At 33.6% G+C, this 25749-nt stretch carries 28 protein-coding genes; 13 read left to right on the forward strand and 15 right to left on the reverse strand.

The genetic code is table 11. The features are described 5' to 3' along the window. Positions 1–151: 151 nt before the first annotated feature. Positions 152–355 (reverse strand): cold-shock protein, encoded by a 204-nt coding sequence (locus ACFX4E_RS26910; protein ID WP_377570903.1) that lies wholly within the window; start codon positions 353–355, stop codon positions 152–154. A gap of 332 nt (positions 356–687) precedes the next feature. Here ACFX4E_RS26910 and ACFX4E_RS26915 point away from each other — a divergent pair, with 332 nt between their 5' ends. The 3 genes from ACFX4E_RS26915 (at position 688) to ACFX4E_RS26925 (ending at position 1813) form a co-directional block, all read left to right on the forward strand. Then, complete coding sequence (locus tag ACFX4E_RS26915; protein ID WP_214989314.1) at positions 688–1002, forward strand: hypothetical protein; 315 nt, start codon at positions 688–690, stop codon at positions 1000–1002. 206 nt (positions 1003–1208) lie between these two features. Continuing rightward, the gene (locus ACFX4E_RS26920; RefSeq protein WP_377259699.1) at positions 1209–1559 is read left to right on the forward strand and encodes a hypothetical protein; all 351 of its coding nucleotides are present in this window, start codon (positions 1209–1211) and stop codon (positions 1557–1559) included. Between the two features lie 47 nt (positions 1560–1606). After that, on the forward strand, positions 1607–1813 hold the full coding sequence (locus ACFX4E_RS26925) for a hypothetical protein (protein WP_377259702.1): 207 nt from the start codon (positions 1607–1609) through the stop codon (positions 1811–1813). Positions 1814–2484: 671 nt separating this feature from the next. Here ACFX4E_RS26925 and ACFX4E_RS26930 read toward each other — a convergent pair. Next, positions 2485–2931: an OsmC family protein gene (locus ACFX4E_RS26930; protein WP_377259705.1), complete on the reverse strand. Its 447-nt coding sequence runs from the start codon at positions 2929–2931 to the stop codon at positions 2485–2487. 581 nt (positions 2932–3512) lie between these two features. Between ACFX4E_RS26930 and ACFX4E_RS26935 the strand changes: the two genes are divergently transcribed. Beyond that, positions 3513–3785 (forward strand): HU family DNA-binding protein, encoded by a 273-nt coding sequence (locus tag ACFX4E_RS26935; protein WP_116079361.1) that lies wholly within the window; start codon positions 3513–3515, stop codon positions 3783–3785. Between the two features lie 541 nt (positions 3786–4326). Here ACFX4E_RS26935 and ACFX4E_RS26940 read toward each other — a convergent pair. The 3 genes from ACFX4E_RS26940 to ACFX4E_RS26950 form a co-directional block, all read right to left on the reverse strand. Then, positions 4327–5172: an STAS domain-containing protein gene (locus tag ACFX4E_RS26940; protein WP_377259708.1), complete on the reverse strand. Its 846-nt coding sequence runs from the start codon at positions 5170–5172 to the stop codon at positions 4327–4329. 595 nt (positions 5173–5767) lie between these two features. Further along, a complete protein-coding gene (gene desA, locus ACFX4E_RS26945; protein ID WP_377259711.1) occupies positions 5768–6820 on the reverse strand; it encodes a Delta(5) desaturase DesA in 1053 nt (350 codons plus the stop codon). Positions 6821–7159: 339 nt separating this feature from the next. After that, positions 7160–7345, reverse strand: a complete 186-nt coding sequence (locus tag ACFX4E_RS26950) for a hypothetical protein (protein WP_034652964.1) — start codon at positions 7343–7345, stop codon at positions 7160–7162. Positions 7346–7731: 386 nt separating this feature from the next. On the opposite strand from ACFX4E_RS26950, the gene ACFX4E_RS26955 reads away from it, so the two are divergent. Beyond that, positions 7732–7935, forward strand: coding sequence for a cold-shock protein (locus ACFX4E_RS26955; protein ID WP_047934552.1), 204 nt, complete (start codon positions 7732–7734; stop codon positions 7933–7935). A gap of 242 nt (positions 7936–8177) precedes the next feature. On the opposite strand, the gene ACFX4E_RS26960 is transcribed toward ACFX4E_RS26955, so the two are convergent. Continuing rightward, a complete protein-coding gene (locus tag ACFX4E_RS26960) occupies positions 8178–8420 on the reverse strand; it encodes a cold-inducible protein YdjO-related protein (protein WP_162215385.1) in 243 nt (80 codons plus the stop codon). A 237-nt stretch (positions 8421–8657) separates the two neighbouring features. Between ACFX4E_RS26960 and cshA the strand changes: the two genes are divergently transcribed. The 3 genes from cshA to ACFX4E_RS26975 all read left to right on the forward strand — a co-directional run bounded on the left by cshA (position 8658) and on the right by ACFX4E_RS26975 (position 11781). After that, complete coding sequence (gene cshA, locus ACFX4E_RS26965; RefSeq protein WP_377259715.1) at positions 8658–10058, forward strand: degradosome RNA helicase CshA; 1401 nt, start codon at positions 8658–8660, stop codon at positions 10056–10058. A gap of 547 nt (positions 10059–10605) precedes the next feature. After that, positions 10606–10794 (forward strand): hypothetical protein, encoded by a 189-nt coding sequence (locus tag ACFX4E_RS26970; RefSeq protein ID WP_377259718.1) that lies wholly within the window; start codon positions 10606–10608, stop codon positions 10792–10794. Positions 10795–11256: 462 nt separating this feature from the next. Beyond that, positions 11257–11781 carry a hypothetical protein gene (locus tag ACFX4E_RS26975; protein ID WP_377259721.1) on the forward strand — a complete coding sequence of 175 codons (525 nt, stop codon included), beginning with the start codon at positions 11257–11259 and terminating at the stop codon, positions 11779–11781. A gap of 88 nt (positions 11782–11869) precedes the next feature. On the opposite strand, the gene ACFX4E_RS26980 is transcribed toward ACFX4E_RS26975, so the two are convergent. Beyond that, entirely contained in the window at positions 11870–12949 is a 1080-nt protein-coding gene (locus ACFX4E_RS26980) for a YsnF/AvaK domain-containing protein (RefSeq protein WP_377259724.1), read from the reverse strand. A gap of 711 nt (positions 12950–13660) precedes the next feature. Between ACFX4E_RS26980 and ACFX4E_RS26985 the strand changes: the two genes are divergently transcribed. Continuing rightward, positions 13661–14494: an STAS domain-containing protein gene (locus ACFX4E_RS26985; RefSeq protein WP_377259727.1), complete on the forward strand. Its 834-nt coding sequence runs from the start codon at positions 13661–13663 to the stop codon at positions 14492–14494. Between the two features lie 498 nt (positions 14495–14992). Here ACFX4E_RS26985 and ACFX4E_RS26990 read toward each other — a convergent pair whose 3' ends face one another. Further along, the gene (locus ACFX4E_RS26990) at positions 14993–15979 is read right to left on the reverse strand and encodes a DUF3231 family protein (protein WP_377259730.1); all 987 of its coding nucleotides are present in this window, start codon (positions 15977–15979) and stop codon (positions 14993–14995) included. 209 nt (positions 15980–16188) lie between these two features. Here ACFX4E_RS26990 and ACFX4E_RS26995 point away from each other — a divergent pair, with 209 nt between their 5' ends. After that, a complete protein-coding gene (locus ACFX4E_RS26995) occupies positions 16189–16647 on the forward strand; it encodes a hypothetical protein (RefSeq protein ID WP_061860421.1) in 459 nt (152 codons plus the stop codon). 419 nt (positions 16648–17066) lie between these two features. Beyond that, positions 17067–17774: an IS6 family transposase gene (locus ACFX4E_RS27000; protein ID WP_377259733.1), complete on the forward strand. Its 708-nt coding sequence runs from the start codon at positions 17067–17069 to the stop codon at positions 17772–17774. A 644-nt stretch (positions 17775–18418) separates the two neighbouring features. Here the strand turns inward: ACFX4E_RS27000 and ACFX4E_RS27005 are convergent. From ACFX4E_RS27005 to ACFX4E_RS27030, 6 genes are all read right to left on the reverse strand, one after another. Next, a complete protein-coding gene (locus ACFX4E_RS27005; protein ID WP_230185353.1) occupies positions 18419–18568 on the reverse strand; it encodes a hypothetical protein in 150 nt (49 codons plus the stop codon). A 127-nt stretch (positions 18569–18695) separates the two neighbouring features. Next, positions 18696–18875, reverse strand: coding sequence for a hypothetical protein (locus ACFX4E_RS27010; RefSeq protein ID WP_025751503.1), 180 nt, complete (start codon positions 18873–18875; stop codon positions 18696–18698). Between the two features lie 174 nt (positions 18876–19049). Further along, positions 19050–20398 (reverse strand): IS3 family transposase gene (locus ACFX4E_RS27015; RefSeq protein ID WP_377259781.1). Its coding sequence is split into 2 segments (ribosomal slippage): positions 19050–19939 and positions 19939–20398, totalling 1350 coding nucleotides; the frame shifts between segments, so codons are not numbered across the junction. Between the two features lie 103 nt (positions 20399–20501). Beyond that, positions 20502–20972 (reverse strand): hypothetical protein, encoded by a 471-nt coding sequence (locus tag ACFX4E_RS27020; RefSeq protein ID WP_377259736.1) that lies wholly within the window; start codon positions 20970–20972, stop codon positions 20502–20504. 4 nt (positions 20973–20976) lie between these two features. Beyond that, the gene (locus ACFX4E_RS27025) at positions 20977–21765 is read right to left on the reverse strand and encodes a hypothetical protein (RefSeq protein WP_377259739.1); all 789 of its coding nucleotides are present in this window, start codon (positions 21763–21765) and stop codon (positions 20977–20979) included. Between the two features lie 1196 nt (positions 21766–22961). Beyond that, positions 22962–23201: a hypothetical protein gene (locus ACFX4E_RS27030; protein WP_377259742.1), complete on the reverse strand. Its 240-nt coding sequence runs from the start codon at positions 23199–23201 to the stop codon at positions 22962–22964. Between the two features lie 316 nt (positions 23202–23517). On the opposite strand from ACFX4E_RS27030, the gene ACFX4E_RS27035 reads away from it, so the two are divergent. Then, on the forward strand, positions 23518–23829 hold the full coding sequence (locus tag ACFX4E_RS27035; RefSeq protein ID WP_377259744.1) for a hypothetical protein: 312 nt from the start codon (positions 23518–23520) through the stop codon (positions 23827–23829). A gap of 208 nt (positions 23830–24037) precedes the next feature. Further along, the gene (locus ACFX4E_RS27040; RefSeq protein ID WP_377259747.1) at positions 24038–24874 is read left to right on the forward strand and encodes an STAS domain-containing protein; all 837 of its coding nucleotides are present in this window, start codon (positions 24038–24040) and stop codon (positions 24872–24874) included. 229 nt (positions 24875–25103) lie between these two features. On the opposite strand, the gene ACFX4E_RS27045 is transcribed toward ACFX4E_RS27040, so the two are convergent. Continuing rightward, positions 25104–25544, reverse strand: a complete 441-nt coding sequence (locus ACFX4E_RS27045; protein WP_377259750.1) for an STAS domain-containing protein — start codon at positions 25542–25544, stop codon at positions 25104–25106. Positions 25545–25749: the final 205 nt, after the last annotated feature.

Genomic DNA, 25749 nt, shown 5'->3' on the forward strand with positions numbered 1-25749 from the left:
AAAGCCTGGGTTTTAGACAAGACGATCGATACAAGGTATAACTAGTTATAACATACAATAGAAATAGAAAGCAAATGTAAATAAATTAACTATATTTTCAATTAAATAATATAGTAGTAATTTTTAATCTATGTGATAGCGTTGGTATAAATTATCTTCGGTGGGGATTAAGGGGGATTTTATTAATAAGCCGTTCTCCAGCTTCCATGTGATTTCCACACAAAGGGCATTTTTGGTGATTGTCGTAAGAGAAATCTTTTCTCATCCAGCCCTTACAATCTTCTACTGTACATTCCCAAACCTCTGTTTGTTCTTGAGCTAAAGGTTCTTGATTTTTTTTGCCGTAATAATACATACTAACATCACTACTCCTCTCATTATAGTATACCTTATAAAGGAGTGATAAATACGTTATACCTTTTAATGCATACGTATTTTATCAGTATCAGTCTCTTATTTAAAATTTATAAAATAGGAGTAAAAGGGTTAAATCTGGATATTAAGGTATAACCATCAATGTTTGATTAATAATAGTGAAAGTGATGATAAAAATATAATAAAGAGCAATTTGCATTTGTAAACTGCTCTTTTATTTATGTATATTCATGTGCAATACTCCCTGGGCATTATTCTAAAGGAATCCCTCTTTTTATGTCGAAAATTAGTAAGTATTAAGGAGGGGGTTAGATGCCTAAAGATTTAGTGAAAGAACTGTTAGATAAAGGCTTTAAAGTAGTGGACTTAACATGTGTGGGCACTATAAATATCATTTCAGCAAAGGAACTGTCTTTAGAAGAAATAAGTACTGACGCCATAGTTGGCATGCTATCACTAGATGAAAACAGCATTAAGTTTTCTCTTGACGAAGAACTCCCTTATTTTGAGGCAAGCACTAAACCATTAGCTGGATATATCAATTCAGAAAGCAAACTGCCCATAATGGAGGATGCAATTATTGATTACAAAGTGTATGTTAAAGAAGCAATTCTTCAGTCTAAGTAGTCAGCAAAGGAGCAGTTTGTACTTGTAAACTGTCTTTTTATTTATAGGAGATAATTGACTGCTTTTAATTAAATACGATATGGAGTTCTAATGTGAAAACTTCAAAATACTTGCGGCTAATCTCCCTAACACTAATGCTAGCAATCTAAAAATGAAACTAACATCCCGTACTATAATAGAAAAAAACTAAATACTAGGGGAAATGAATGATGGAAGAATTAAAACAAGAAGACCAAGATGCAGGTAAACTGTATGAGAAAGGGTTTAAGTGGATGCGTTTTGTCAGCTTTTTTATGGTTGTGAACCTCATTTTCACCGTAGCTTTAGTAGCAGTTGCCTTAGTAGCCCCTCAAATTCAAGAAAATTTTCAATGGGTAGCATTTGGTGTATATGGGTTTACAGTACTTTATCTCATCTTTATGCGTGAAGTAGCCTTTAGAAAGACATATGGATCTTTGGTAGTTTGGATGCGAACTGTATGGAATTTTAGCTTTATTGCTAGTGCGTTCGGGGCCGTCACTATGTTTGTGGGAAACACTCACTGGACTTTATTTTAAAGGGATTGCCTGTTTATGTTGAAAGTAAAAATAAAGGAGGAATACATATGAATCCATACGAACAATTCCAATTAAATAAAGAAGTAGAAGAGATGGCTAAACAACGAATTGAAATCCATAAAATGCGAATGGAATTATCTGAAGAGCTGGAAAACAACTGGGGTAATAAAGAACTTCAAGATAGAATCATTGAATTAGAGGAAGAAAGCCAAAAACTTAAGAAGAAAATTGAGGCTTTACAAGCTAACTTTTAAGTATCCTTTCAGGATGCTTTTTTGGATTAAAGTGTTTTTACCAGAGCTATATGTGTGAACTTAAGTGAATTACTACTTTCTTAAGTGATGTCTAGAAGTTTTTCTATGAATGGGCTCAGAGTCGAGATATTCAGTTTAGAAAAAAGACAAGTAACCTATTGCTTGCATTGGAATAACTACAAATAGCAAGCATCAACTATTTTGCTAGCATGTCTAACACCATAGAAATACAAAAGGGGATTACTGCCTTGCCCCGTAAGCTTTTACCCTATTATAAAATATCGTCTCTTTCATTCCTATTTCCTTCATAAAGGCTACAGTAGTGATTTTTTTAGGTGTCTATTTTTTAAAAAGTCTATCCCATTTTTTAGAAAAGTAATAATGGGATAGCTTTCTTTTTTATTAGGGGGGGCGCCCACAAAAATCGAATTTTGTACGCTAAGGAAATACTCCAGCTAAAAAAAGCCGATTTCCTTTATATTAAAGGAATCGACTTTTTATTTGTCTTACTCAATTAAAATGCCCTACCGTGGAATAGGAATATGAACTGTCTTTTATCCAAACCAACAAAAAACGAGATTTCTCAATAATAAATTGAGAAAAAATGTATCTAAGTAAATTGGCTTTTGGCGGTGCATGACACCATGTTGCCATAATGTTATATGTAACTATTATAATACTATTACTTTTGGCTGTACCGAGATTTCAATACTCTTTCTTAAGGTATTACTGATGAAGCATTCCTTTTCTGCCCGGACAGAAACTTCTTCTAATTTTTCCACAGTAATACTTGAATCGGTTTTAATCGAAATTACCGGCTTGTGAATTATTTGTTTGAACTGCAGCTTTCCGTCTACCTTTTCGACAACGCCCTCGGATGAAACCTCAAGTTTTTCCACTTCTATTTTCCTGTTACTAAGCATAGCTGCAAGTGTAATCATGTAACAATTGTTCGCTGAGGAAATAAGCAGTTCCTCAGGATTAGTGCCGATGCCAGGTCCGTCGAGTTCCTTCGGGACCGATACTTCAAGGTTCGATCCTCCTGGTAAACGAATAATTCCATTACCCTCGCGGTTTCCTTGCCATGATCCATTTACAATAAAATAAGAACTTGTCATTTTGACTTCCCCTTTGATATTTTTATATGTTACACATTATAATCGTATCGGCAAGGAACGGGCTCCGCAGAATAGTGTGCGTTACTCTTCCTTATAGATAAAAAGATGCTGATCCAGATCCATGGCTGTCAAACCACACTAGTAAATCAAATCAGAAACAAAAGGGACGTTACAACAAACATTAAAAGAATATCTAGAACTCCACCGAATGTAGGAAGAATAGAGATGTTTTCTCTATACACGGAAATGCAGATGAGTTTGTGAAATTAAAATCGTTTTGAAAAAGTAAATAAAGTTTATTTTATCTGAGTAATCATTACTACGACAACCCTAGAGTTATAACTCTAGGGTTGTTTTGCTATAGTATCGATAGAATACTAATTCCGCATAGGATATACATTTTAAATCAATTTAATGCAAAAAAGCTGAGAAACTTAACTTCCTAGCTTTTTTGAGTTTCTATCGCTAATAGGAAAAGGGTTTTTTGACTTTCTATCTAATGTGATAAGGTAAGAAGTGTGTAGAAGCTGTGTTAACATCTCTACATACTAATTTAAAATAATAGGAGGAGGTGTTTGAATATGAATAAAATGGAACTAGTTAGGGCTGTTGCAACAAAAGCAGAACTAACACAGAAAGATGCTGAAAAAGCTGTAAATGCGCTACTGGAAACAATTTATAACACACTTGCCAAGAAAGAAAAAATCCAACTGATTGGATTTGGGACATTTGAAGTGCGGGACCGTGCAGCACGAACAGGTCGTAATCCTCAAACAGGTGAAGAAGTAGATATTCCTGCTTCGAAAGTGGCTGCTTTTAAAGCAGGAAAAGAATTAAAACAAGCTGTTAAATAACATCGTATATTTGCAAAATTGTATAAAAATTTATGTGTTGATTCCAAAAGATTGAAACTTAGTTTTATACATTAAGTATTCATCTTTGCTTATCTCTTTCACTTTTATACCTACCAATATATCATGCTTATTCAGTGCCCCTTAACAAGGATAAATATTTTAAAGTCTCAAAGTCCATTTCCTCTTTAAGGTAGAACTTTTTATAATTTATTCATAAGGGAGCTAATTTGATGTTAAAAGAAATCGAAATGTTGAATTTGGGAATTAATTTATGTAAACAGATTAAAGATTTATTAGAAGAAATTGAGCAGGAAAATTAAGGTGAATATAATATATAATCAAAGGAGCACAAACCACATGCGGTTTGCGCTTCTTTAAATAATAAATACCAATAAAAGTAAAATGAAAAATCCACCAATAGATTGACAGTTTAATGCTTTATGGTATTAAGTTAGCTTATCATTATCGATAACTTGTCTGGCGTTAAGTGGTTTTTTGAAGGTAAATAAAATTCAATTCATACACCATTAGGTGAGAATATTTATTCTAACGTATCTATGATTAAATTCAAACTAAGAAGTGCTTGTTCGAGGTTTGATTTTACAGTTATTTTACTAAAATTAATTCCAAGTTGTATCATGGTCTGAGCAACTTCAGGACGGATACCAATTAACATGGTTTTTACCCCAAGTAAATCTAATGCCTCAATGATTTTAAAAATTTGATGGGCAACCATAGTGTCCACAATCATAACACCAGAGAGATCAAATAGAAGGTGAGATAACTTCAATTCATTTGCTTTCTTCAACGTTTCGTCTAGTAAGAGAGTGGCTCTTTCCGTATCTACCTCTCCAATTAGAGGGAGTATAGCAATTCCTTTTGTGATAGGGACCATAGGGACGGATAATTCAAGGAAGGCACTCTTTGCTTTTTTTAATGTTTCATGATGGAAATTAACATAAGTCAAACTAAAAGCATAAACAGCTTTATCTAATAAAGGATCAATAATCGAGCTTAATTCAAATGCCGTGTCTATCGGCATGTTGTGTTTTTTTATTTCTTCTTTAAGTACTTCCCATATAAATTTCCGATAATAACTTGTGGTCTCTAAAGCCTCACTCAGAGAAACCCCTAGATTTGATGCCAATTCTCCTGACTCTTTGCCCCATTTCAATATTCGATCGAAACTTGTATTTTGATCGAGGTTTAACATGATTGCTTCTCCAAAATGGTTGATGAAGTTTGCTCTCATTTCAATAATTTTTTCATTTGTAAGATTGAAATTTCTTGTTTGTTTAAGGTCTACCATTCTATTTGTATGTACTTTATGCGCAATTTCATACTTTTTTTCTACGATTTTTTCTCCTAGAAAGTGCAAATTATTCATTGAATTTTGTCCTCCGATCTTACCTTATCTAAAAAGGTAATTTTCATTATTTTAACATTTAAAATATGAGCTACATAATTAGATTTTTTAGATAATTTGATTGTTCCTAAGGTAGTAAGAGTCATTGTTATTAATTCTTTAATTTCAAGAACTCGCTTTATAGTAACTAGCTCTATAAACTACAAATAAAGCTAGCTGTGTTAAGCTAGCTTTATATTTTCATGGCGTTTTTCTATAAGTTTTCAACTGCTTGTTTATCTTTAAGCAATTCTTCTTTATTCTCTTTTATTTTCTCCAATTTTGAATTTCCATAAGATTCTCTTCAAGGTCTTTTGCAAAAACAATAGTTATAATACCAATATCTCGATATTTTTTCAACTACCTTCTCCACTTTTGTTACAAAAAACATAACTTCATGATTGATGATACTAGAAGACGAAAAGAAATGATTTATTAGTAAGAAAATCTCACAAAGTGCTCAAGTGAAAAAGTCCGAATAAGGGACACTTTTTATGTAGTGACCCTTATTCGGATTATAGTTCAACTCGTCCAGGTATTTTTTTATTAAAATTGAATGATTTTATCGTATGGATATTCAATTTTTATCGAGGTTTGGTCTTTTGTTATTCAAATTCACACGCGATTTTTTATTGTCTACGAGATGCTTAATTTCTTTAAAGCTTACAAACCGTTTATTTTGTTGATCTAAAAGTCGAAAACGAAGGGACTTCAAGCTTGTGCTTAGTGTAATGGTTGTTGCTTTCTGTAATGGTGGCGTAGACTCATGCGCCTTTTCTAAATTATAGTTGGGAACTCTTGGAGCCAAATGATGTACATGATGGAAACCAATATTACCTGTTACCCATTGTAAAACTTTAGGGAGCTTGTAATAGGAGCTACCATCAACCGCAGCCTTCACGTAATCCCACTCTTCTTCTCTTTCAAAGTAGGAATCCTCAAATTGATGCTGTACGTAAAATAGCCAAATTCCAAGTGAACCTGCTACAAAAAGGATGGGAGCTTGAACGAGCAGAAAAGCTTGCCAACCAATACTCCAACATAAAAGTGCATACACCGTAACAATTGAGAAATTGGTCAAATACGTGTTCAAACGTTCCTTTCTCTTCGCGTCTTTTCGATTCAATCGGTTAGAAACGAAGAAAAGATAGATGGGACCTAAGCCAAACATAACAATTGGATTGCGGTAAACTCGGTAAGCTAACCTGCCCCAGTAGGAAGCTGCAATATACTCATCAACTGTCATGACCCACACATCACCAGTTCCTCGTTTATCTAAGTTGCTGCTCGTAGCATGATGAATCGAGTGGCTTCGTTTCCACTGTTCATACGGAAACATGGTGATAACCCCACTGATTGTACCAAGGATATTATTTGCTTTTCGGCTTTTGAAAAATGATTGATGACAACAATCATGGAAAATAATGAAGATTCGGACGACGAACCCGGCTGTAACAATAGCTAATGGCAGTGTTAGCCAATAAGAAACGGACAAACTTTTATAAGCTAGAAACCAAAGTAGTAAAAACGGTAGGAATGTGTTTATTAATTGCTTTATACTCGATTTCGTATTGGATTTTTCAAAAGGTGCTACATTTTTTCTTAATTCAGTCGTTTTTTGTTTGCTCATGTGTTCCTCCTTACATCTTTACCATATTTAATATACAGCTCTTCTTTACATTTATAGTAGAACATAGTAGCTGGTATTAAAAGATATAAACGTCAAGTAGTTAATATGACAATTGTCATACATGTGTGAATGTATTTTCTTAATAAAAGGAAAAGGGTGTGAAAAAATTCAGTTTCATTAAAGCATTAGCATTATTTCAGTCCTAGCTATGTAATGGTGCTCATAAACCTGTACCTTTTCAACAGGTTTTGAGCCACTATTTTTTTAATATATTGCGAACAAAAAACTACCTCCTCTAAATGATGACTAGGGCCGGTAGTTTTTCAGAGCTATGAATGTTCAACTTTTGTTCATTTTGGTATAAAAACTCTTTAACAATTTCATCATATCACGCCCCGATGTTCTAGACAGTTTATCATTATCTTCATGCGTACTCACATACCAGCTGCCCTTGTCATCTTCATTTAATCTATATACCTTACCGTTTCTACTATCTGTATAAAAGTCTCCATCCTTCAGTCTCAAACGATCCCCCCTCTACCACGTATATACCCTGTATTGTACCCAAGATATCCATTTTATAAAAAATTTCATCTACACAAAAACAGCAGGGCTCTTAACACGCTTACTATTTTGTATGTAAGCTACATATGTGGAAAGTCAATTGAATTTATTTACTCCTAGTAGATCTTAAATTAATCTTTTTACAATAGGATTTCACGCTTGAAAGGGTCATTTTTCCTGTATTTGCTATATTCGGTTTTATATGTTACGATTAAGTTAATTATTTTTGTTCGGTGTAGGATTAAGAGAAGAGAAATCTCTTCCATAGAAATTTTCATCTTAAGATAGTATGGTTGGACAAGGGTAGTAATATAAGTGTGGAGTATTCCACACTAGGAGGCAATATTATGGAACAAGGTACAGTGAAATGGTTTAATGCAGACAAAGGCTTCGGTTTTATCGAAATCGAAGGCGGAGACGATGTATTCGTACATTTCAGCTCTATTCAAAGTGAAGGCTTTAAATCGTTAGACGAAGGTCAAAAAGTAACGTTTGATATCGAACAAGGTCAACGTGGAGCACAAGCTGCTAACGTTCATAAAGTAGCATAATCAAAATGAGTAAAAAGACTCCACCTGGGAGTCTTTTTTACTTTTAATTCCACTAGCTAGAAAAACCAGACTTAAAAGTCTGGTTTTTTAGACAAAACGAACGGTACAAGATGTAGACTAGTTAAAACATACACTGGAAATATAAAGCAAATAAGGATATCAATTTGTTAAAGAGTTTAATTGTAGTTAAAAAAATCAGAAGTTTTTGGTGATTTACACAAAAATGTGGGTATGAATTATTTTTAATGGGGATTAGGAGACTCATCTAAAAACCGTTCTCGAGCTCTCATTTTATGGCCACATAAAGGACACTTTTGATGATTTTCATAAGAGAAGTTTTTTCTCATCCAACCATTAGACTCTTCTGATTGATATTCCCAAATTTCTGTTCGTTCTTTAGGTAAGGGTTCTTGACCTTTCTTCCTATGGTTATAATACTTAACTACATCATTCCTTCTAAATAGTTTACCTTTTAAAAAAGAGATATCAGGACCCCTATCTTTCTAAATTAAACCGCATTTTATAGATCCTATAAGAATTTATAAATACACGGAAGCGCGGATAAAATAAGGCATGAATTCGTCTTGTACAGATAAGTTAGAACAAGACTTCCATTGATAATAACACTGATTTACAATACGCAGGAATGAATAAGTAACATCTCTGGTTAAAGAGTACTTTTCTCATTTCTGAATTTGAGTAAAAGAAGGAGCACGAAACAGTTGAAAAATTTTTCTGATTTTCACTTAAGTAAGGACATTGAAAAGGCCATTCATAACTTGGGTTTTGAAGAGGCTACGCCAATTCAGGCTGAAGCTATTCCAATGGCTATGACGGGTAAAGATCTAATTGGACAAGCTCAAACCGGGACTGGAAAGACAACAGCTTTTGGTATACCCCTTATTGAGCGAGTTGAGCTTGATGAAGAAGCGATTCAGGGAATCGTTCTAGCGCCGACGCGTGAACTGGCGATTCAAGTAGCTGAGGAATTAAATCGAATTGGACAGGTAAAAGGAGTTAAAACATTACCCATTTATGGGGGGCAGGACATTAATCGTCAAATCAAGGCCCTCAAGAACAGACCGCATATTATCTCGGCAACCCCTGGACGTCTTATGGACCATATGAAAAGAAGAACGATTCGTTTAAATCATATTCGTACGGCTGTTCTGGATGAAGCAGATGAGATGTTAAACATGGGCTTTATTGAAGATATCCAAACAATCCTTGGTGGGATTTCTTCTCCCCATCAAACCTTACTATTTTCAGCAACCATGTCGAAGCAAGTACAAAGTTTAGCCCAGAAATTTATGAACACTCCTGAACTCGTGAGAGTAAAAGCGAAGGAGTTAACAGTAAAGAATATTGAGCAACGTTATGTGGAAATTCCAGATAATCGAAAGTTTGATGTTCTTTGTAATCTTGTAGATCTTCAAGCACCAGACCTTGCTATTGTGTTTGGACGAACAAAAAAACGTGTGGATGAACTTGCTGAAGGGCTAAAAAAACGTGGGTATGCAGCAGAAGGCATTCACGGAGACCTTACACAATCAAAACGTGCCGATGTGATTCGTCAATTCAAGGATCATACGATTGAGATTATGGTCGCAACCGACGTTGCAGCAAGAGGACTTGATATTACAGGTGTCAGTCATGTCTATAATTTTGATATTCCTCAGGATCCTGAAAGCTATGTTCATCGTATTGGTCGAACAGGACGGGCAGGTAATAAGGGATTGGCGGTTACATTTATAACTTCGAGAGAACGTCATCACTTAAAAGTGATTGAAGATGTTACGAAAACAAAGATGTCTAGACAATCGCCTCCCACTTCTAGTGAAGTAATGGCAGGAAGTCAGGAAGCAATCATACACCGCGTTTTGAACACCATCGACAAAAGAGAGTTCGGGGAATATAAACCTGTGGCGGAAAAGTTATTAGAAGAAGTGGATTCTGTTACTTTATTGTCAGCCACTTTAAAGCTCTTAACAAAAGAATCCAATATGGCCCCTGTCCAATTAACTGAAGTGGCACCACTTCGTAATGAAAAGGCAAAAACGGAGCGTAAGAGAAGTAGAGGCAGAAAAGAAACAGTATGGCGTGAAAAAAAGTATAGAAAATAATCTCTTACTGTTTTATGACTATGTACTTCATTAGTAGGTATTGAGGTTTATCACACCGTAAGGTGTCAACATACAACTCTCCCTTCGTGAACCAACTATCGAAGGAAGGTTGCCTACTTTTTTAACACATATATCAGAAAACCTATACGAATTGATGTAAACCTTTCTCAGCTCCATTATAAGAACCACACGGAAACTTTAATTGTTAATCCTTATGATTGTGAAGAACTAAAAAAATATCAGGCAAAAGAACTGGGTAAAAATAAAGAATCTTAGGAGATTTAATTTATGTCTTAAGATAAATGAAAGTAAAATTTTTATTATTTTTGATACGAGAGAGGATGAGGACCATGAGCATGAAAATATTTACTAATGGAGAAATAGTAAATATAAGAGTATCGAACGAATTAGTAACAATCTTAAAAAGTCATTATGTAAAAAACATGAAAAGATACTCTTATACGGTCAATGAATATCCAAGTACTTTTTTCTTTGAAGAAGAATTAATGAAACATGAATAATAAGTAGATAAAGAGGTGCTACACCTATGCTAAAATTTAAAGTTATTTTTGAATTTATAAATGGCAGGACAAAGGAATTAAAATTTCAAGCCAAATCAAAGAAAGAAGTCATTAGTCATATAACAAAAGATGAAAGATTCATTTCGAATGAAAAAGAGCTAGTGCATATCAATTTAAATAATGTGGTACAATTTATGGTTACAGAAGAAAAATAAGAATAATAAAGATAGGCATCTATTAATTGAGGTGCTTTTTATTTTGATAGAAATACTGATTTAAGAAATAAGCAATACTATAAGGTTTAGAGCTCTTTGATTCCATGACGTATCATCAGTGGCAAGCACTTACGAAAAACAGGTGATTTTTTTAAAGAATGGTAGCTCTAAACCTGCTATTATTAAGGCAGAGAATGAAGACGTTTTAAAACAATAAATTTCAAGCCATGAAGGTTGGTTTGAATTTAAAGAAATAGTAACCAGTAAAAGAACTATAAAAGTGTCTAGAAGATTAGAAACATTGACTTATCTCTCAATTAGAGAATATCGAAAACCAAGAGTAGAAAGATTTAATTAAATTTCCCTTTAAGGATACTGATTCATCAGTGTTCTTTTTTATTTTGAGAAAACAGGGAATCTTTTAAGACTCGTCGTATTAATATAGATAAAGAGGTGGTTGAATTGAAACTAGAACAATTAATTATCAATAATATTGAATTTAACGTTGAAAATTTTGAAGAAAAAACAATTACACATTCCACTACAGGTGAGCAGCTAAAAAAGATTGGTTTTGCATTTTCGGTTATAGGAAAAAAAGAGTATAACTTATATGACTTATTTTTTGAGAGCCCAAATTTTGAACTTACTATTGTTGATACAAATGAAAAACTTAAAATGAAAAATATTTCACACAGTACTTTCTATCAAGCAGCAGAGATATCAGATGACACAAAAGTCGTATTTAGAATTAAGTTACAACAAGAACCAGCCAAAGAAAAAGAACTTACAGAAGATCAGAAGTTGATGGTTAACGCTGTAAATGAGGTTGTGTTATCTAGGATAAGATTTAAAGTGTTAGTAGAAGTACTAGAAGAAAAAGGATTAATCAAAGGTGATGAATTATTTGGTGAGATTGAAAAAGTAGCTGAAAAAGACTTTGACACGTTAAAGAGAGAATTACTTTATGAAAAAGAGCTACTAAAATGAAGAAAAAAAGCTGCCAGTCCAAACGGGCAGCCCTTCCTTAAACCTTCTCAACAGTTCCCTCTACCATAAAATATAACGAGCCTTTACTTTATTTCTTCTTCCTGTTCTTGTTTGTTGAAGCTCCATTGTTATTTTCCCCTTCAGAAGCAGGAGAATTGGTACCTTTAGCTTGAGTTTCTTGCTTTTGATTGTTTACTGAGACTGCAGCCTCTTGAAGCTCTTCCACAACAGGAGAAGTTGTCACTTTAAGTTGGGATTCCTGCTTCTTGTTAGTTGAAAGTGTAACCTTTTCCTCTTTTGGAATGTCAGGAGCAGGTGCTGCAGCCACTTCTGCATAACTTTGGTCCACGTAATTAGTCCTATTTTGATAGACTTCGGAGTCAGAAAGTTCTGATTGTTCGATTCGTACTTCTTCCTTTCGAACAGTGTCTTTCATTTCTTTTGTCTCTTGAATTTTACGCTTGCCAACGACTACTTCTTCCACGACTACAGGTCTTTTCGTCACCTCAATTCGTTCCTCTGTAATAGGAATACGGATGATTTCATTCTCTGTCAATGGGCTGCCATCGTACTGACCGTCTATGACCGGACGTCTTTCTACATAGACTTCCTCACGGATAACAGGAACCTGGATAGTTCGTAGTTCTTCCACAATTTCCTTACGAAGTTGTACTTCACCGATCTGGACGCGTTCTTTTCTTACATCGAGTTGTTCTTCACGTAGTTGGACAGATTTTTGTTCTTCACTCTCGTATTGAATCTCTCTAATCGTATCATATGAAGGAATCGTTTGAGTTTCCTCTGTATCAATCATAACAAGAATTTTCCCTTTGTTCACATCCATTTCACACTGCTTCGCAGTAGAACTTTGAACCCCCATTCTAACAAGTTTTGAAGTTAGATCACTGGCTTGTTTAACAGGAGTCACTCCACCTGTCATCATGGTGAGAAAACTGTCCATCATCACACCTGCTAACGAACTTACTGCTGGTGTACCGACTTCTATCATCACGTCGGTTTCAGCTCTCAATCGCAGAGTATCACTTCTATTTTTTGCTACCACCATTATATCTGTTTCACGACATCCCTGACGTTTTAACCCCTCAATTGTGAACAGCGCTTCTTGCTCCGAATAAAAAGTTCCGACAACTCTTTTTGTTATTCCCATTCTCCCATCTCCTTAAAATTGAAGTAAACGCAAACATATCCTTACATTTAATTCCATATTTTTTATATACCCAGTGTTTTTTTATTTGAAACGTAGTACGAGTGACTGTATAAACGCCAAAATTTCGACAATATTTCTATTTATTTTGATACTTTTCGTTAGAAGAATGGTAAACGAAATTTGTTTATTTTTTGATAAAATTAATCGTAAATAACTTGTAAAATGTATATCTACAGAAGAGATTAAAAAAGGAAATAATCGGTTTTGAAGAAAAGTGGAGATTTGACTACATAAGATATAATAAGCAAAACTATTTTTCAAAAAAAGTTGGATTGGAATGTAAAAAGAAACATATCTTTTTGAAGATTTGTTTTTTTTATTTAATCATTTATAAAAATAAATAATAATTAATATCTGAAGTAAACTCATCAAGATACTGTAAGGTACCAAACCTTAGATTCGAATTGCATAACATCCAAACAATTGAAAGCAACTACTGGGGCTCAGACAGTAGTTGCTTTCTGTTGTTTGATGTATACCTTATTCATATTTGGTTTACATAATCACTATATGGGGAAGAGGTAAGCAATTCAGCAATCAATACGTGTTGTTTCTGGGTCCTAATATTCATCTATTAGTGAGTTTTTTATTAAGATGAAAAGAATGAAAAATGTTTTTATTATATAAGCAATATCAAAGGAGTTAAGATTTATGCAAAGTGTTCAAAGTGAGGATTTAAAGGATATTAGAGCTACAATTCTCGAAAAAAAAGAAGGTTTAGCTGAAACAAAAAGACAAGAACTTGCAGATACTCATCATATTTATACAGAGCTAACAAATTTCCGCGTTGATCTTATTACAATTTATGGGGAATCCATTTTGATGGAAAAAGATGTAGCTATCGATACTATAAAAAAGTGGGGAGAAAACATAGCTGATCTATTAGTGAATCATGGTCTTCCATTAAACCTTGCTTTAGAGGAAATTAGTTTTTATCGAAATGAAATTGGAGAAATCATTAAAGAAAAAGGGGAAGATAACCAATTTTCTTTAGATACTTTTCACTCCATAACTTCTCATTTTAATACTGTTGTGGATGATGCTATTCAATGGGTAAGTAAATCATATGTAAAAGGTTATACAGAAAAGATAAATCATGCAAAGTATGCTATTGATGAACTTTCTATTCCAGTTGTCCGCATGACAGAAGAAATAGGAATTCTTCCCTTAGTAGGCGATTTAGATACAAAAAGAGCACAGATTTTAATGGAAAATGCTTTAGATAAAGGAAAGGAGTACAAATTAAAATGGCTAATCTTTGATCTATCTGCCGTCCCCATTATTGATACAATGGTAGCTGATCAACTTTTCAAAGTAATAGCAGCACTAAAACTTTTAGGAATTAACGTCATTATAAGTGGAATGCGTGCAGAAATTGCTCAAATCATGGTCAGATTAGGCATAGAAGTGAAAGGTATCAAAAGTTTTTCTAGTTTACATCAAGCTGTTGATTATGCAAATTCATTCACAGAATCTTTAAGATAATCCGCAAATCATGGATCTATGCTCGGATTTCTTAATAGTACCAGAGAAAACTACCTTCATGCTGGACTGCACTTCAATTGTTAGACAGAAGCTAATAATTGGGGCTTTTATGTACATATAATAGCCACATCTAATTCTAGATGTGGCTATTAATATTCAGTTTTATTACCGAGAAATCAAATTATGGTGCGACAAGAAGTCGCTTTCTTACAGTGTAGCAAACGCTACTCATCTAGACGCAAAGGGAATCTCTGTTCGAAACGGCATGCTTGGTAACGAGCCTGTCGGTTGCATGAGGAAATGCGGAAACAGAGGACAAATGCATGGTCCAGAATACTGCTAGGAGAAAATAGGTATGGTAAACGAAAGTGAAGGGGCTCTCTCTCCGGTTGGCACTCAAACACGATTGTTCGAGTGCCAAGAGGGTCTTCGTATAAAGACATTGTCAATTCCTTAATGCCTCCCCCGGCCCGCCTACCATTGACAACTGTGTAGTCCCTACTTTGAAGATAAGTCTTCTCTATCCGCAGCTTCGGGTGGTGTTTCCATCCATCCGTTTTCTATCATGATATCAGCTGCATCATTAACAAATCCTGATATATCCTTTAAAAAATTTGCATACATTAGCGCTAAATCGCGCCTTCCGTTTACAGCTACTGAATTTCCAAAATTTCTTACTCTCATCGAAAACATATCCATTTTATGAAATACCATTAATTTATCGGAAAAAGGAGAAGATGTTGAAGTGGTCACTAAATGATCAATTAATTCCGGAGAAGGCAAGTTATCATCGTGAAGTTTTTTTATATAGCCTTCAATCGCTTTATAAGTAAGTTCTTCTCCTTTTATAAATAACTCTCGAATCTTTTTCGTTTTTGTCACTTGACTAAATGCCATTACTAAGGCTTTGCTTGCCACGTTAGTCTCTAGATTATCGTATAAATGGGCAATTTCTAATGCATGTAAAGGTCGAACATCTCCAATAAAACCTTTTAAATAATTTTTGTGTGCTATATTTACTTTTTGTGGTGTCGGAATAATAGGCGATTTAATAACCAACCCTTTATTTATTGAAATATCTTTGATCTGTTCCCCCAATTTTATAGTTGATTCCATACAATGAAGGGAAAATTTCCTTATATCCTCTCTATACATTAACGGTATTCCTACACTGTAAAGACTAAGTCCTACTTTAGTTACATATCTTAAATAATGTACATAGAACTCGTCTTCAAATAATTTTGGAGCATCAAGATTAACATCTTCTTTTGTAAAACCATGTGGAATAGGAAAGTTCTCTTTTATGAAAATATCTTTTATGGTTTTCTGAAATTCTTTACTTAAGTTTAGTGCATTTTCCAATAATTTTTTTATGTCTTGGTCTTCAACATGTTGAAGAAAGTAACTTAGAATACATGTAGACATGCTATTGCCCATATATGTAGCCCAAAGTTTACCCATTTCCGCAGAAATTAATTTTTCCATATAAAATCTCCTACATCAATTTTTTCTTAGATTTACCATTAAAAGAATATATATTCTTTTAATTCCCAAACTTTAGTTTTTCCAGAAAAGATTATTTGAATGAGTTTCAATCTGTCCATGGGTAAAGTAAAATACTCCATTACAAATTACGTATATTAGCTCTAATTGGAAGAATAATACTCTTATCTTTTAATTTGGAGGAATCTATAATGAAGAAAGCACATATTTTAATTGTTGGTAGCTGTTTATGTTCAATCATTTTTGGTTCTGTTAATACTTACGCTTATACACCGGAAAAACTTCCTACGTCCCAATCATCAGACCATTGGAAAGTAAAGATAGACAAACCCGATGTTAAGAACTTAAAGGATAATGATGAGTTTAATACCTATAGTATCGACGTGAGTAACCTAGGTTCAAATGTTTATGACGCTACAGTAGAAATCTATGGAGATGAGCCAAATACAAATACTAAAAGCGAATTAATTACATTTGAAATACCTGAATCACAGAATTTCTTCCATCATCAAAATCAACCTATTTCGGTTGACTCAAAAAACATTGAAGTAGTTGTAACATGGAAAGAAGAACCCTTTAGAGTTATGAAGGATGGAAAGAAATATCCTGCACGAAAGTTTAGACAAACATTCTTATTCCCACAAAAGTAAAATTAAGAGCCCTCTTTATTTAAAAGGAGGCTTTTCTTTATTTACTCTTCATTTACAGAATCAATTGCAAAACAAAGGGCAGCTGAATGTGGAGGCCAAATTGAAGTGAAAAAACGCTACATTTGAGAATTATATTGGACAAGATGAAAAATGGAGTCATTATATAGATGGTAAAAAAGAAAAATACATGGAGAATCTACACTGTTAAGTAAATGATAAAACACTTTCCTTATAAATCCTTTGTTCTTTGAATGAAATGTAGAAAAACCCATAATTTCACTTCTTTTAATATATCAATCTACCTTTCACTTACCTTTTAAGAAATTGGGTTCTGGTGCAAAAACTTCAAGATAATTGCAATGAATCTCTAAATCTTGGACATACTGATACTATCAGTCTAAAAAGGGTGTGTGATCGGTATGGAAAAAGAAGTTTTGTTCAAATGGAAGCATTATCAGCCTGATATTATTTTACTAACGGTGAGATGGTACCTACGGTACAACCTAAGTTTTCGTGATTTGGTGGAAATGATGGAGGAGCGAGGCTTATCTATCGCTCACACGACCATTATGCGTTGGGTTCATCAATATGGACCTGAATTAGATGAAAGAGTACGACATCACCTTAAGATAACAAATGACTCCTGGAGAGTTGATGATACGTATATCAAGGTAAAAGGGCAATGGATGTATTTATATCGTGCGGTCGATTCAGAAGGGAATACCATTGATTTTTATCTAAGTAAATCAAGAGACAAAAAAGCAGCCAAGCGCTTTTTCAAGAAAGCCTTGGCTGCTTCTCATATTTGTAAACCGCGTGTTATAACAGTGGACAAAAACCCAGCCTATCCTGTGGCGATTCAAGAGTTAAAAGAAGAGAAACATATGCCTCAAGGCATAAAAATAAGGCAAGTTCGATATCTCAATAATATCGTGGAACAAGATCACCGTTTCATTAAGAAACGTGTGCGTTCTATGTTGGGATTTAAGTCATATGAAACGGCTACTTCTATATTGAGTGGCATTGAAGTGATGCATATGGTGAAAAAAGAACAACTTCACCGACAGGTGAAGTCTGCCCAAAATGAAGTTGAATTCATACATAAGTTGTTTGGAATTTCATCATAATCTGGAATGGAACAGACTATGTAGGTTCTATGTCTCTATCAAATGGTTTTCGCACCAGGACCATAAAAATAGTATAATCACTTTTTATAATTACAGATATAACTATTTATAATGTAAGCGCTATCTGTTATAATGAAATCAGGTGGATAGCATGCGTGGCTATCGTTGTATTTGGCGCAGGTGGGGCCCATACAGAAAGAAAGAATGAACTTTTCTTAACTCTGTGTTGTGTTACATACAACTTCGTACATACAAGTTAATACAATCAATACGTACATTATTAATTTGTATGTATAAGAGATTACTAGAGAGGTAATGATAGAAGTAAGAAACATAAATAAAGGAGGAAAAGATGTTGAAAGAATATAAACAGGTGTTTTCTAATTTTATTGATGAAGACCGATTCGAACTACATTCATACCTTACTTATTTATTCAATCAATCTCAGGACAAAGATGTAATTCAGTTAGAAGATGAACATATAACATGATAAATGTACCCATATTGTAAAGTGGAAGGGTAGATATATGAATAAAAAATAGGATAAGCGACCTTACTGTTCGAATTAGGATAGATAAGTCGCTTTTTATTGTTCTCATGTAAAGGCTTCCTGTTAGTGAGTTAATTCTATTACAGAGGGTATTCTATGAGATACTTCGAAGCTGTTTAGTTAATCGTAAGAGGGCTTCTTTATCTTTATTCTTTGAAGCTTGTTCCAGTTGCACCAAAATTTCTGTTTTTTGAACGTCACGTAGATTTTTCATTGATAAAAGTTGATTAAATGTAGAATTCATGTCTTTTATCTCTCCTATCTTTGTGCAAGCATTTTTCTTTGTATTCCACACCCATCATTCTTTTCCCTTTAAAAGCTTTCCATATTTAATAAAAAAACTCAGTCAAAAAAGACTGAGTTTCTGCTTATTATATGCTATTTACACCACTTTCTACCATAGCATGTTCCCAGCTAGGGAAAAAATAAAGTGCATTTTTCATTAGTTTTGGATGTGTTTGCTTTACTTTTTTCTTTTTTAGAGATTGTCCATTTGTTCCTAAGTACTGGATTTGGGCTTTGACTTCTTCGACCGTCATATCGGCTTGCATAAGATCACTCCCTTTATCAAGTTGACCCTATTATTCCCTTCTTTTAGATAGGTAAAACATATACTTCTAGAATGAGCTTATATTTATTTATATTTAATACAAATTATGAAGAACAACTACAACAAAGACTGCCCATTATGTATTGAACTGAACCCAAAAAGTTAGACCCTTTATCTAAGCAGCGAATGAGGATTGAATTCTGTATTCTACAGGGGTCAATCCTTTTAATTTTACTTTTATTCGTTTGTGGTTGTAATAAACAATATACCTCTCTAATTCCTGTTGAAAGTGCTCCATACTCTCAAACTCTTGGAGATAGAGTAACTCTGATTTTAAGAGACCAAAGAAGTTTTCAATGACTGCGTTATCAAAACAATTTCCCTTACGGGACATACTTTGAGTAATATTGTTTTCTTTGAGTAAATGCTGATATTTTGTCATTTGATAATGCCACCCTTGATCAGAATGGAGTATTGGACGTTCTCCGACTTGTAAGTGATTAAATGCCTCATTCAACATTGTTGTCACAAGAGAAAAAACAGGCCGTTTATCTATATGATAAGAGACAATTTCACCATTAAAAAGATCTAGAATAGGGGATAAATAAAGCTTCTCTCCAAACAGATGAAACTCTGTAATATCTGTGACCCATTTTTCATTTGGTTTAGACGCTTCAAAGTCGCGTTTAAGAATGTTAGGAGCGATCCTTCCTGTTTTCCCACGGTACGAGCGATATTTTTTGAGTCGCACGAGGCTCTTTAATCCTAATTCTTTCATCAGTCTATATACGGTCTTGTGATTAATAGAATACCCTAGTCTACCCAGCTCTAAAGTAATACGACGGTAACCGTATCTACCTTGGTGCTCATGAAAAATATGCTTAATTAGTTGTTTCATCTCTTTGTATTTATCAGGACCCTTAAAAGCTTTCGTCCAGTAATAATAAGTACTACGAGCGATTTTAGCTACCTTTATAAGGTCTAAGACCTTATACTCATGCCTTAATTCAAACACTATTTGGGCTTTTTCTCGCTCTTTGATTCCCTTGATGCTTGAACTAAGGCGTTTAACTTTTTTAAATACGCAATTTCCATTCGTAGGTATTCATTTTCCTTTAGTAACTCTTCATTTGTCTTGTCTGTATCAAGATTTTTAGTAGGCTTTTTCTTCATTTTTGGACGACTCCTCTTTTTAGGAAACAGGCCATCCTTACCTTGTTCTTCAAAGGTTCTTTTCCATTTCGCCACCGTTGAGTAAGAAGGAATATTGAATACATATGATGCTTCACGAATAGACGCTCCTGTTTTTTCCATATAAGTTAATACGTCCATTTTAAACTTCACAGAGTAGTTTGTATAGGTCGGCTGTAAACCCTTTTCTCCATGTTTTTGATACAATGCCACCCATTTTATAATATCTGATTTAGTTGCGCTTATTAACTTGGCTGTTTCCCTATATGAGTTGCGCTTATTTAGGTACAAATCAATAGCCTTCAACTTATCTTCAAATGTATGTCTAGACATACATTTAAAGATAAAATTAATCGTCACTTATCATAAAATCAAAAAAAGCAGAAGTTAATTTATCTTATGTCTGGTCATTATATTGTACGTTCATGACTTGTTTTTATAAACCATCTGATCTAATTTTTGAAACCCCTAAGGCTAAATTATTCCACAAAATGTGTTCAACCACTTCGGCGTCTACAGCATGACAATCAACAATGAGTATGACTTCCGAATGTTTACCGCGTAGAAGCCGTTGCTTTTTCTTAATGACTTTAAACATAAATAGTTTAATTCCTAGCCCTAAGACAAATCCGATAAAAGCACTAATAATCCCCCAATAAATAGGGCCCCAGCTTAGTTTAAAACCAATACTCGCACCAATAACAGAAAAGGCTGTGGCTAGAACCATTCCTAAATCAATAAGAGAAACCCCATCTGCTCGATGAAGGCTATCAAAAATCCGACGGTTTTCCGTTCGATTATTGAGAGGAACAATAAATGTGTCTTCTTTTCCTATTCCTTTTTCCTCTAACTCGGAAATAGCTAGTTCTACATAACTTGAGTATTCAAATGTAGAAAAAATTTGCATATGTTCATTTCACCTTTTTTCCTTTTCCAATACGAAAGCCGGGGTGTTGATACATTTTCTCGAAGAAGTTTTTCTGCTCTCTTTCAACAAGTTTATTATTCTCCACGGTATTCATATAGGAATCGAAGATAGCAAAACCATATAAAGAGGGGAAAAACAACAACCATTCTGCATCTAAAACAGAAGTCGCCTGTTGTATTTCTCCTAAAAATAGCAGAGAAATACCCTCAAGTAGGTGAGAATAATAAAAGAAAACGACTGCCCAAATGATGACAAAGAAAGCACCAATGATCCGATGAATATAGAGTTGTCCTAGGCCAGGCATTAATACCGACCAAAAAACGGATAAGATGGGATTCCGTTTATCTAAATAGTTTATTTCCATGGCTCCTATACTGAAGGAGTTGAACCGATGATTTTCTCTTTCAGCTAACACGTATATTTTATTTAAATCAACTGTTGTTCGGTAACTATCCCATACAGCAAAAATATAAACGGGAATATAAATAAGAAGCCATCTTGTATTAAGCACGTCTTTGGCCATATCAATGTTTCCTTGAAAAGAATAAATCATTGCCAAATTTACATGAGATTTAATATTTATGGTGACCTCCCATATAAATAACACAAAGCCGCGAAGGTATTTAGACAGTAGTAAATGTCCAAAACCAGGAAAAGCTGCTGACCACCAAGCAATAATATAGGGGTTTCTTAAATGGATTTGAGTCGTTCCAAATATACTAACATGAGCAATATAGCGTCTTATAGTATTGTCATTATTATAATTATTCATTTGCGATCTCCTATAGATGTTATGAAAATATACTTTTTATACCTACCATCCATATTTAACATGCTCTTGTTTGTTTATTCTGATTCAATCAATTGATATAAATCTAATCCTTATCAAAATGAAGAGTCTTGTGACTAGAAAAATCCCTCTATTTTTCCATAAATAGATTTTTTATATGTTATTTTCAAGAAAACAAAGTATGGTAACTAAATTCGTATATTCAAACGAAAAAAACTACTGCTCCTGTACAGTAGTTTTCCTAGTCGTTGAAATATAGATGTTATGTTGATAATGCTCTATTGCATCTTGAGTAGTTTGCTCAATTTACTGTTTATGATTCGTTTTATAATTATCAAAAAAAAGAAACAAACTTAAAAAAGAATGTTTCTTGAAAATTCAATCTGTCTTAATACTATACCCTTATCATAGAAACCAAAACATATTTTATAAAAAATATGTTTTGGGTCTTATAATGAACATGATTACACCTAAAGGTTTATATGAAATGCATCTTTAAAATTTAAAAAATTCATGTGAGGCAAAAACAAATAATTAGTGTTTTTTTATACTTACTATTTTAGCAACTTTGGTTAAATGTTTTTCTGATTCCTCTAACCGTTTTTGAGTGTTGACTAAAGAGTTTTAAATAGATAAAGGTGCAAGAACTTTACTACTTTTCACTTCTGTACATACGAGGTGACCTATACCATCTTTCCATTGGATCGTACATTTAAAATTCCCCAATAACTTGTTACTTGTCTGTAAAATGAGTTGTTTTGTTATAGGATGAGAATTAGGAATCTGTGAAAACATTACTATGGCTTTATTTCGGTCTTCTTTATAAATGATCGTCCATATATTAGATGTAGGGGGGGATATGAGTGGGTTATGTGTGAAACATTTAGAATTGTACCTTCCTGATTGATTTGAAAATAAGGAACAGGAAGCCATTTAGTTATACTAGTATCCATGTTCTACCTCCTTTACATTAATTAATGGATCTTTATACTTACGATATCATATCTAAGTGATTTTTGTATGTATTTAGAATGTACATTATGGTAACTAAAGATAGAAAAGCTCCTGATGCCTATTCAGGAGCTTTTCTGTCTACAAATATTCATTCTACTGCCTACTGATATGGTGAACAGTAAAGAGAAACATCATACTTGTTATGTAAACTTTAAAATGGATTATTACTCAGTGACTTCTTTTTCCACAATACTTATTACTCTATACAAAGCTAAAGATGTAGTCTCCACATCCGGAAAATGTTCAATATGGCCCGTTTTAATATTCTTCACTTGAAAATTCTTTAGTTTTTTAGAATAACTGAGAGAAAAGGTATGATTTCCATTACAAAAGGTATGAGTGATTTCACTATCTTCATATCGTAATAACGTTTCTAACATTTCTTTGATTTTTATTATTGTCATGTATCACCAAACCCCTTTCTCACTATTTAAAGAAATTTTACAAATTAAAGTTTAATCCATTTTAACATAGGGTATATTTATAAGTTATTACCTTCAATAATTGAAATAAAGATTTTAAAATTGAAATAAATTTGTAAAAAAAACAAAAAGTGTAATGTTACATTGGGATTAGGAAATATATTACCAATATAACGTAGTTGGGAATTACAGATAGATATGGTATAAAAGATGTAAATGAAATATATGTTTTAGGGGTAAAGATACAAAGAATCTTATTTAAAAATGAGATTTTTGGGGAGGTAGGAGGTATCTGAAGTTGAGTAGTGCATCTAGATTCAAAATGCAAATATACAGCCCTCTGTTGGGATATAAGGACCTTTATCATTTTAAAAAAACAAAAGATGGTTGGAAGTTTGAAAACTATAGATGTAAGGGTGAAGTAGATAAAGGTGGTAATCCTTTATTTTATAAAGCCCTTATTACTGAATCCATTTCCTGTCCTGATCATCTAGAGATTTATATTTCTAGTGCATGGGAGAATGTTGACACGTTAAATAAAGAACAAGTGCAGAATATTTTTGATGAACTATCTGAATGGATAGCAGCCAGTGGAAATAACCTCCATTGATCCTTTATCATGTTGAAAAAAGTGGGCACGACCATGGGTATATCCAGGTTTAAAGATTCATTATAAAAGTCTTATTGTTCTTTTATTTAAAACATATTTAGTGAAGGTAGTACAAGGCATGAAAATAAAAATAAATAATAACTCATTTGGGAATATGTATTAATTAAGGATAACAATAATCAGTAAACAAATAAGGGGCGTATTCAAAATGGAGAATATTTATAATCAGAGAGAGAAAATGACCGATTTTATTAAAGATAACAAACAGAACTTCCAGGATAAACTCTTATCAGAGGCAGTTAACGTAGCCTCCAAGATTAATGACATTTTAGAAACTGGAAATATTGATCTTTTAAAAAATGCTCAAAAGTTATCTCTATATGTCGTGGAGCAAAAAGAAGAACAACTCATTGCTTTCGCTCAGCAAGAAGGGATAGCTTGGGCAGAGCACTCCTTAACTCTTGCCTTCAAGCTAGAATGGGTACAGGCCATTAGGCGAACATTATGGCATTTTCTCTATCAATATGATCGAATAAATGACTATTTTAACGGACGTGAAGAATTTTTTGCCTTAGAGCAACGAATTAATGATCGGATTGATCAATTTCTTAACACTTTTCTCATTAGTTATTCCAAGTATAAAGATGAATTAATTGCCTCCCAAAGGGACTTAGTTGAAAATCTATCGGTGCCCATTATACCACTTAGCCAATCCGTATCTGTACTACCGTTGATTGGAATGATTGACCTCAATCGTATCCAAACAATTGAGGAGAAAGTATTGATGGGTATCTCAGATTTAAAGATTCAAACATTAATTATAGACTTGTCTGGAATTGCTAATATGGAGATGCATGTCATTGACCATTTCCAAAAAATATTAACTGGAATTTCAATGATGGGATGTGAAGCTATTCTTACAGGTTTACGTGCTGACCTAGTTAGGACAATGATTCACTCAGGAATCTCTTTTGAGGACAAGGCAGAAGCCAAAGGGACATTACAGCAAACCTTAAAAGAGTATTTAGAACTGAAAAGATTGTAGGAGGAATAGAGAAGTTTTCTCTACACGCAGAAATGAAGATGAGTTTGTGAAATTAGAAGCGTTGTTGAAAAAGTAAATAAAGTTTATTATACCTGAGTAATCATTACTCAGGTAACCCTGGAGTTATAACTCTAGGGTTGTTTTGCGATAGTACCGATAAAATACTAATTCCGCATATGATATACATCCTAAATCAACTTAATGCAAAAAAGCTGGGAAACTTAATTTCCTAGCTTTTTTGAGTTTCTATCGCTTGTTTAACCGTTGCATAGGTTTTAATAGAGGAGAAATCAAAGCCATTTCTAACAACAGTTTGAGCAAGTTCAGGTCGTATACCTGTCATCATGACCTCCTCAATACCTTGTAAGCGAAGAACACTGTAGATATCAAAGAGGTAACGTTCAGCTATAGTATCTATATTCAAGATACCTGAAAAATCAACAATCAGATACTCTACTTTCATTTCGATAATTTTCAAGATCACATTCTCCAAGATATATTCAGCTCTTTCTGAATCGATAGAGCCTATTAGTGGGAGAACGGCAGTTTTATCCTGAATGGGGACGACAGGAACCGATAGTTTCAACACCTCTTGTTGTGCCTTTTTAATAATTTCATCTTTTACTTGTTCAAATACTATAACAGTTTCGGTGATACTTATATCCAACAAATAGTTAAATCGTTTATTAATAAATACAATTTCTTCTGTAGAGAGTCCGTGTTCTATACTTATTTTGCGTTAAATATGTATATCAATCAAGTTACATGACTTTTCTTTGAAAGCTTGTTATTCTATAATAAGAAGAAGTTACTCTCTAATGAGGTATCTTCTTTGAAACTACATAACATGTAGTTATTTACAATATATGAGTAAC

This window comes from Priestia sp. YIM B13491, assembly GCF_042787605.1.
Classification (GTDB): Bacteria; Bacillota; Bacilli; order Bacillales; family Bacillaceae_H; genus Priestia; species Priestia megaterium_E.

Excerpts from the sequence above, each read along its gene's own strand:
- ACFX4E_RS27010 (WP_025751503.1), bottom strand. The coding sequence starts at position 18,875 with ATGCAAGCCGATATGACGGTCGAAGAAGTCAAAGCCCAAATCCAGTAC.
- ACFX4E_RS27030 (WP_377259742.1), bottom strand. The coding sequence starts at position 23,201 with ATGACAATAATAAAAATCAAAGAAATGTTAGAAACGTTATTACGATAT.
- ACFX4E_RS26970 (WP_377259718.1), top strand. The coding sequence starts at position 10,606 with ATGCTAAAATTTAAAGTTATTTTTGAATTTATAAATGGCAGGACAAAG.
- ACFX4E_RS26910 (WP_377570903.1), bottom strand. The coding sequence starts at position 355 with ATGTATTATTACGGCAAAAAAAATCAAGAACCTTTAGCTCAAGAACAA.
- ACFX4E_RS26930 (WP_377259705.1), bottom strand. The coding sequence starts at position 2,931 with ATGACAAGTTCTTATTTTATTGTAAATGGATCATGGCAAGGAAACCGC.
- ACFX4E_RS27005 (WP_230185353.1), bottom strand. The coding sequence starts at position 18,568 with ATGAATTCTACATTTAATCAACTTTTATCAATGAAAAATCTACGTGAC.
- ACFX4E_RS26925 (WP_377259702.1), top strand. The coding sequence starts at position 1,607 with ATGAATCCATACGAACAATTCCAATTAAATAAAGAAGTAGAAGAGATG.
- ACFX4E_RS26990 (WP_377259730.1), bottom strand. The coding sequence starts at position 15,979 with ATGGAAAAATTAATTTCTGCGGAAATGGGTAAACTTTGGGCTACATAT.
- ACFX4E_RS26940 (WP_377259708.1), bottom strand. The coding sequence starts at position 5,172 with ATGAATAATTTGCACTTTCTAGGAGAAAAAATCGTAGAAAAAAAGTAT.
- ACFX4E_RS27040 (WP_377259747.1), top strand. The coding sequence starts at position 24,038 with ATGGAGAATATTTATAATCAGAGAGAGAAAATGACCGATTTTATTAAA.
- ACFX4E_RS26920 (WP_377259699.1), top strand. The coding sequence starts at position 1,209 with ATGATGGAAGAATTAAAACAAGAAGACCAAGATGCAGGTAAACTGTAT.
- ACFX4E_RS26980 (WP_377259724.1), bottom strand. The coding sequence starts at position 12,949 with ATGGGAATAACAAAAAGAGTTGTCGGAACTTTTTATTCGGAGCAAGAA.
- desA (WP_377259711.1), bottom strand. The coding sequence starts at position 6,820 with ATGAGCAAACAAAAAACGACTGAATTAAGAAAAAATGTAGCACCTTTT.
- ACFX4E_RS26915 (WP_214989314.1), top strand. The coding sequence starts at position 688 with ATGCCTAAAGATTTAGTGAAAGAACTGTTAGATAAAGGCTTTAAAGTA.
- ACFX4E_RS26985 (WP_377259727.1), top strand. The coding sequence starts at position 13,661 with ATGCAAAGTGTTCAAAGTGAGGATTTAAAGGATATTAGAGCTACAATT.
- ACFX4E_RS26955 (WP_047934552.1), top strand. The coding sequence starts at position 7,732 with ATGGAACAAGGTACAGTGAAATGGTTTAATGCAGACAAAGGCTTCGGT.
- ACFX4E_RS26935 (WP_116079361.1), top strand. The coding sequence starts at position 3,513 with ATGAATAAAATGGAACTAGTTAGGGCTGTTGCAACAAAAGCAGAACTA.
- ACFX4E_RS26995 (WP_061860421.1), top strand. The coding sequence starts at position 16,189 with ATGAAGAAAGCACATATTTTAATTGTTGGTAGCTGTTTATGTTCAATC.
- ACFX4E_RS27020 (WP_377259736.1), bottom strand. The coding sequence starts at position 20,972 with ATGCAAATTTTTTCTACATTTGAATACTCAAGTTATGTAGAACTAGCT.
- ACFX4E_RS27025 (WP_377259739.1), bottom strand. The coding sequence starts at position 21,765 with ATGAATAATTATAATAATGACAATACTATAAGACGCTATATTGCTCAT.
- ACFX4E_RS27000 (WP_377259733.1), top strand. The coding sequence starts at position 17,067 with ATGGAAAAAGAAGTTTTGTTCAAATGGAAGCATTATCAGCCTGATATT.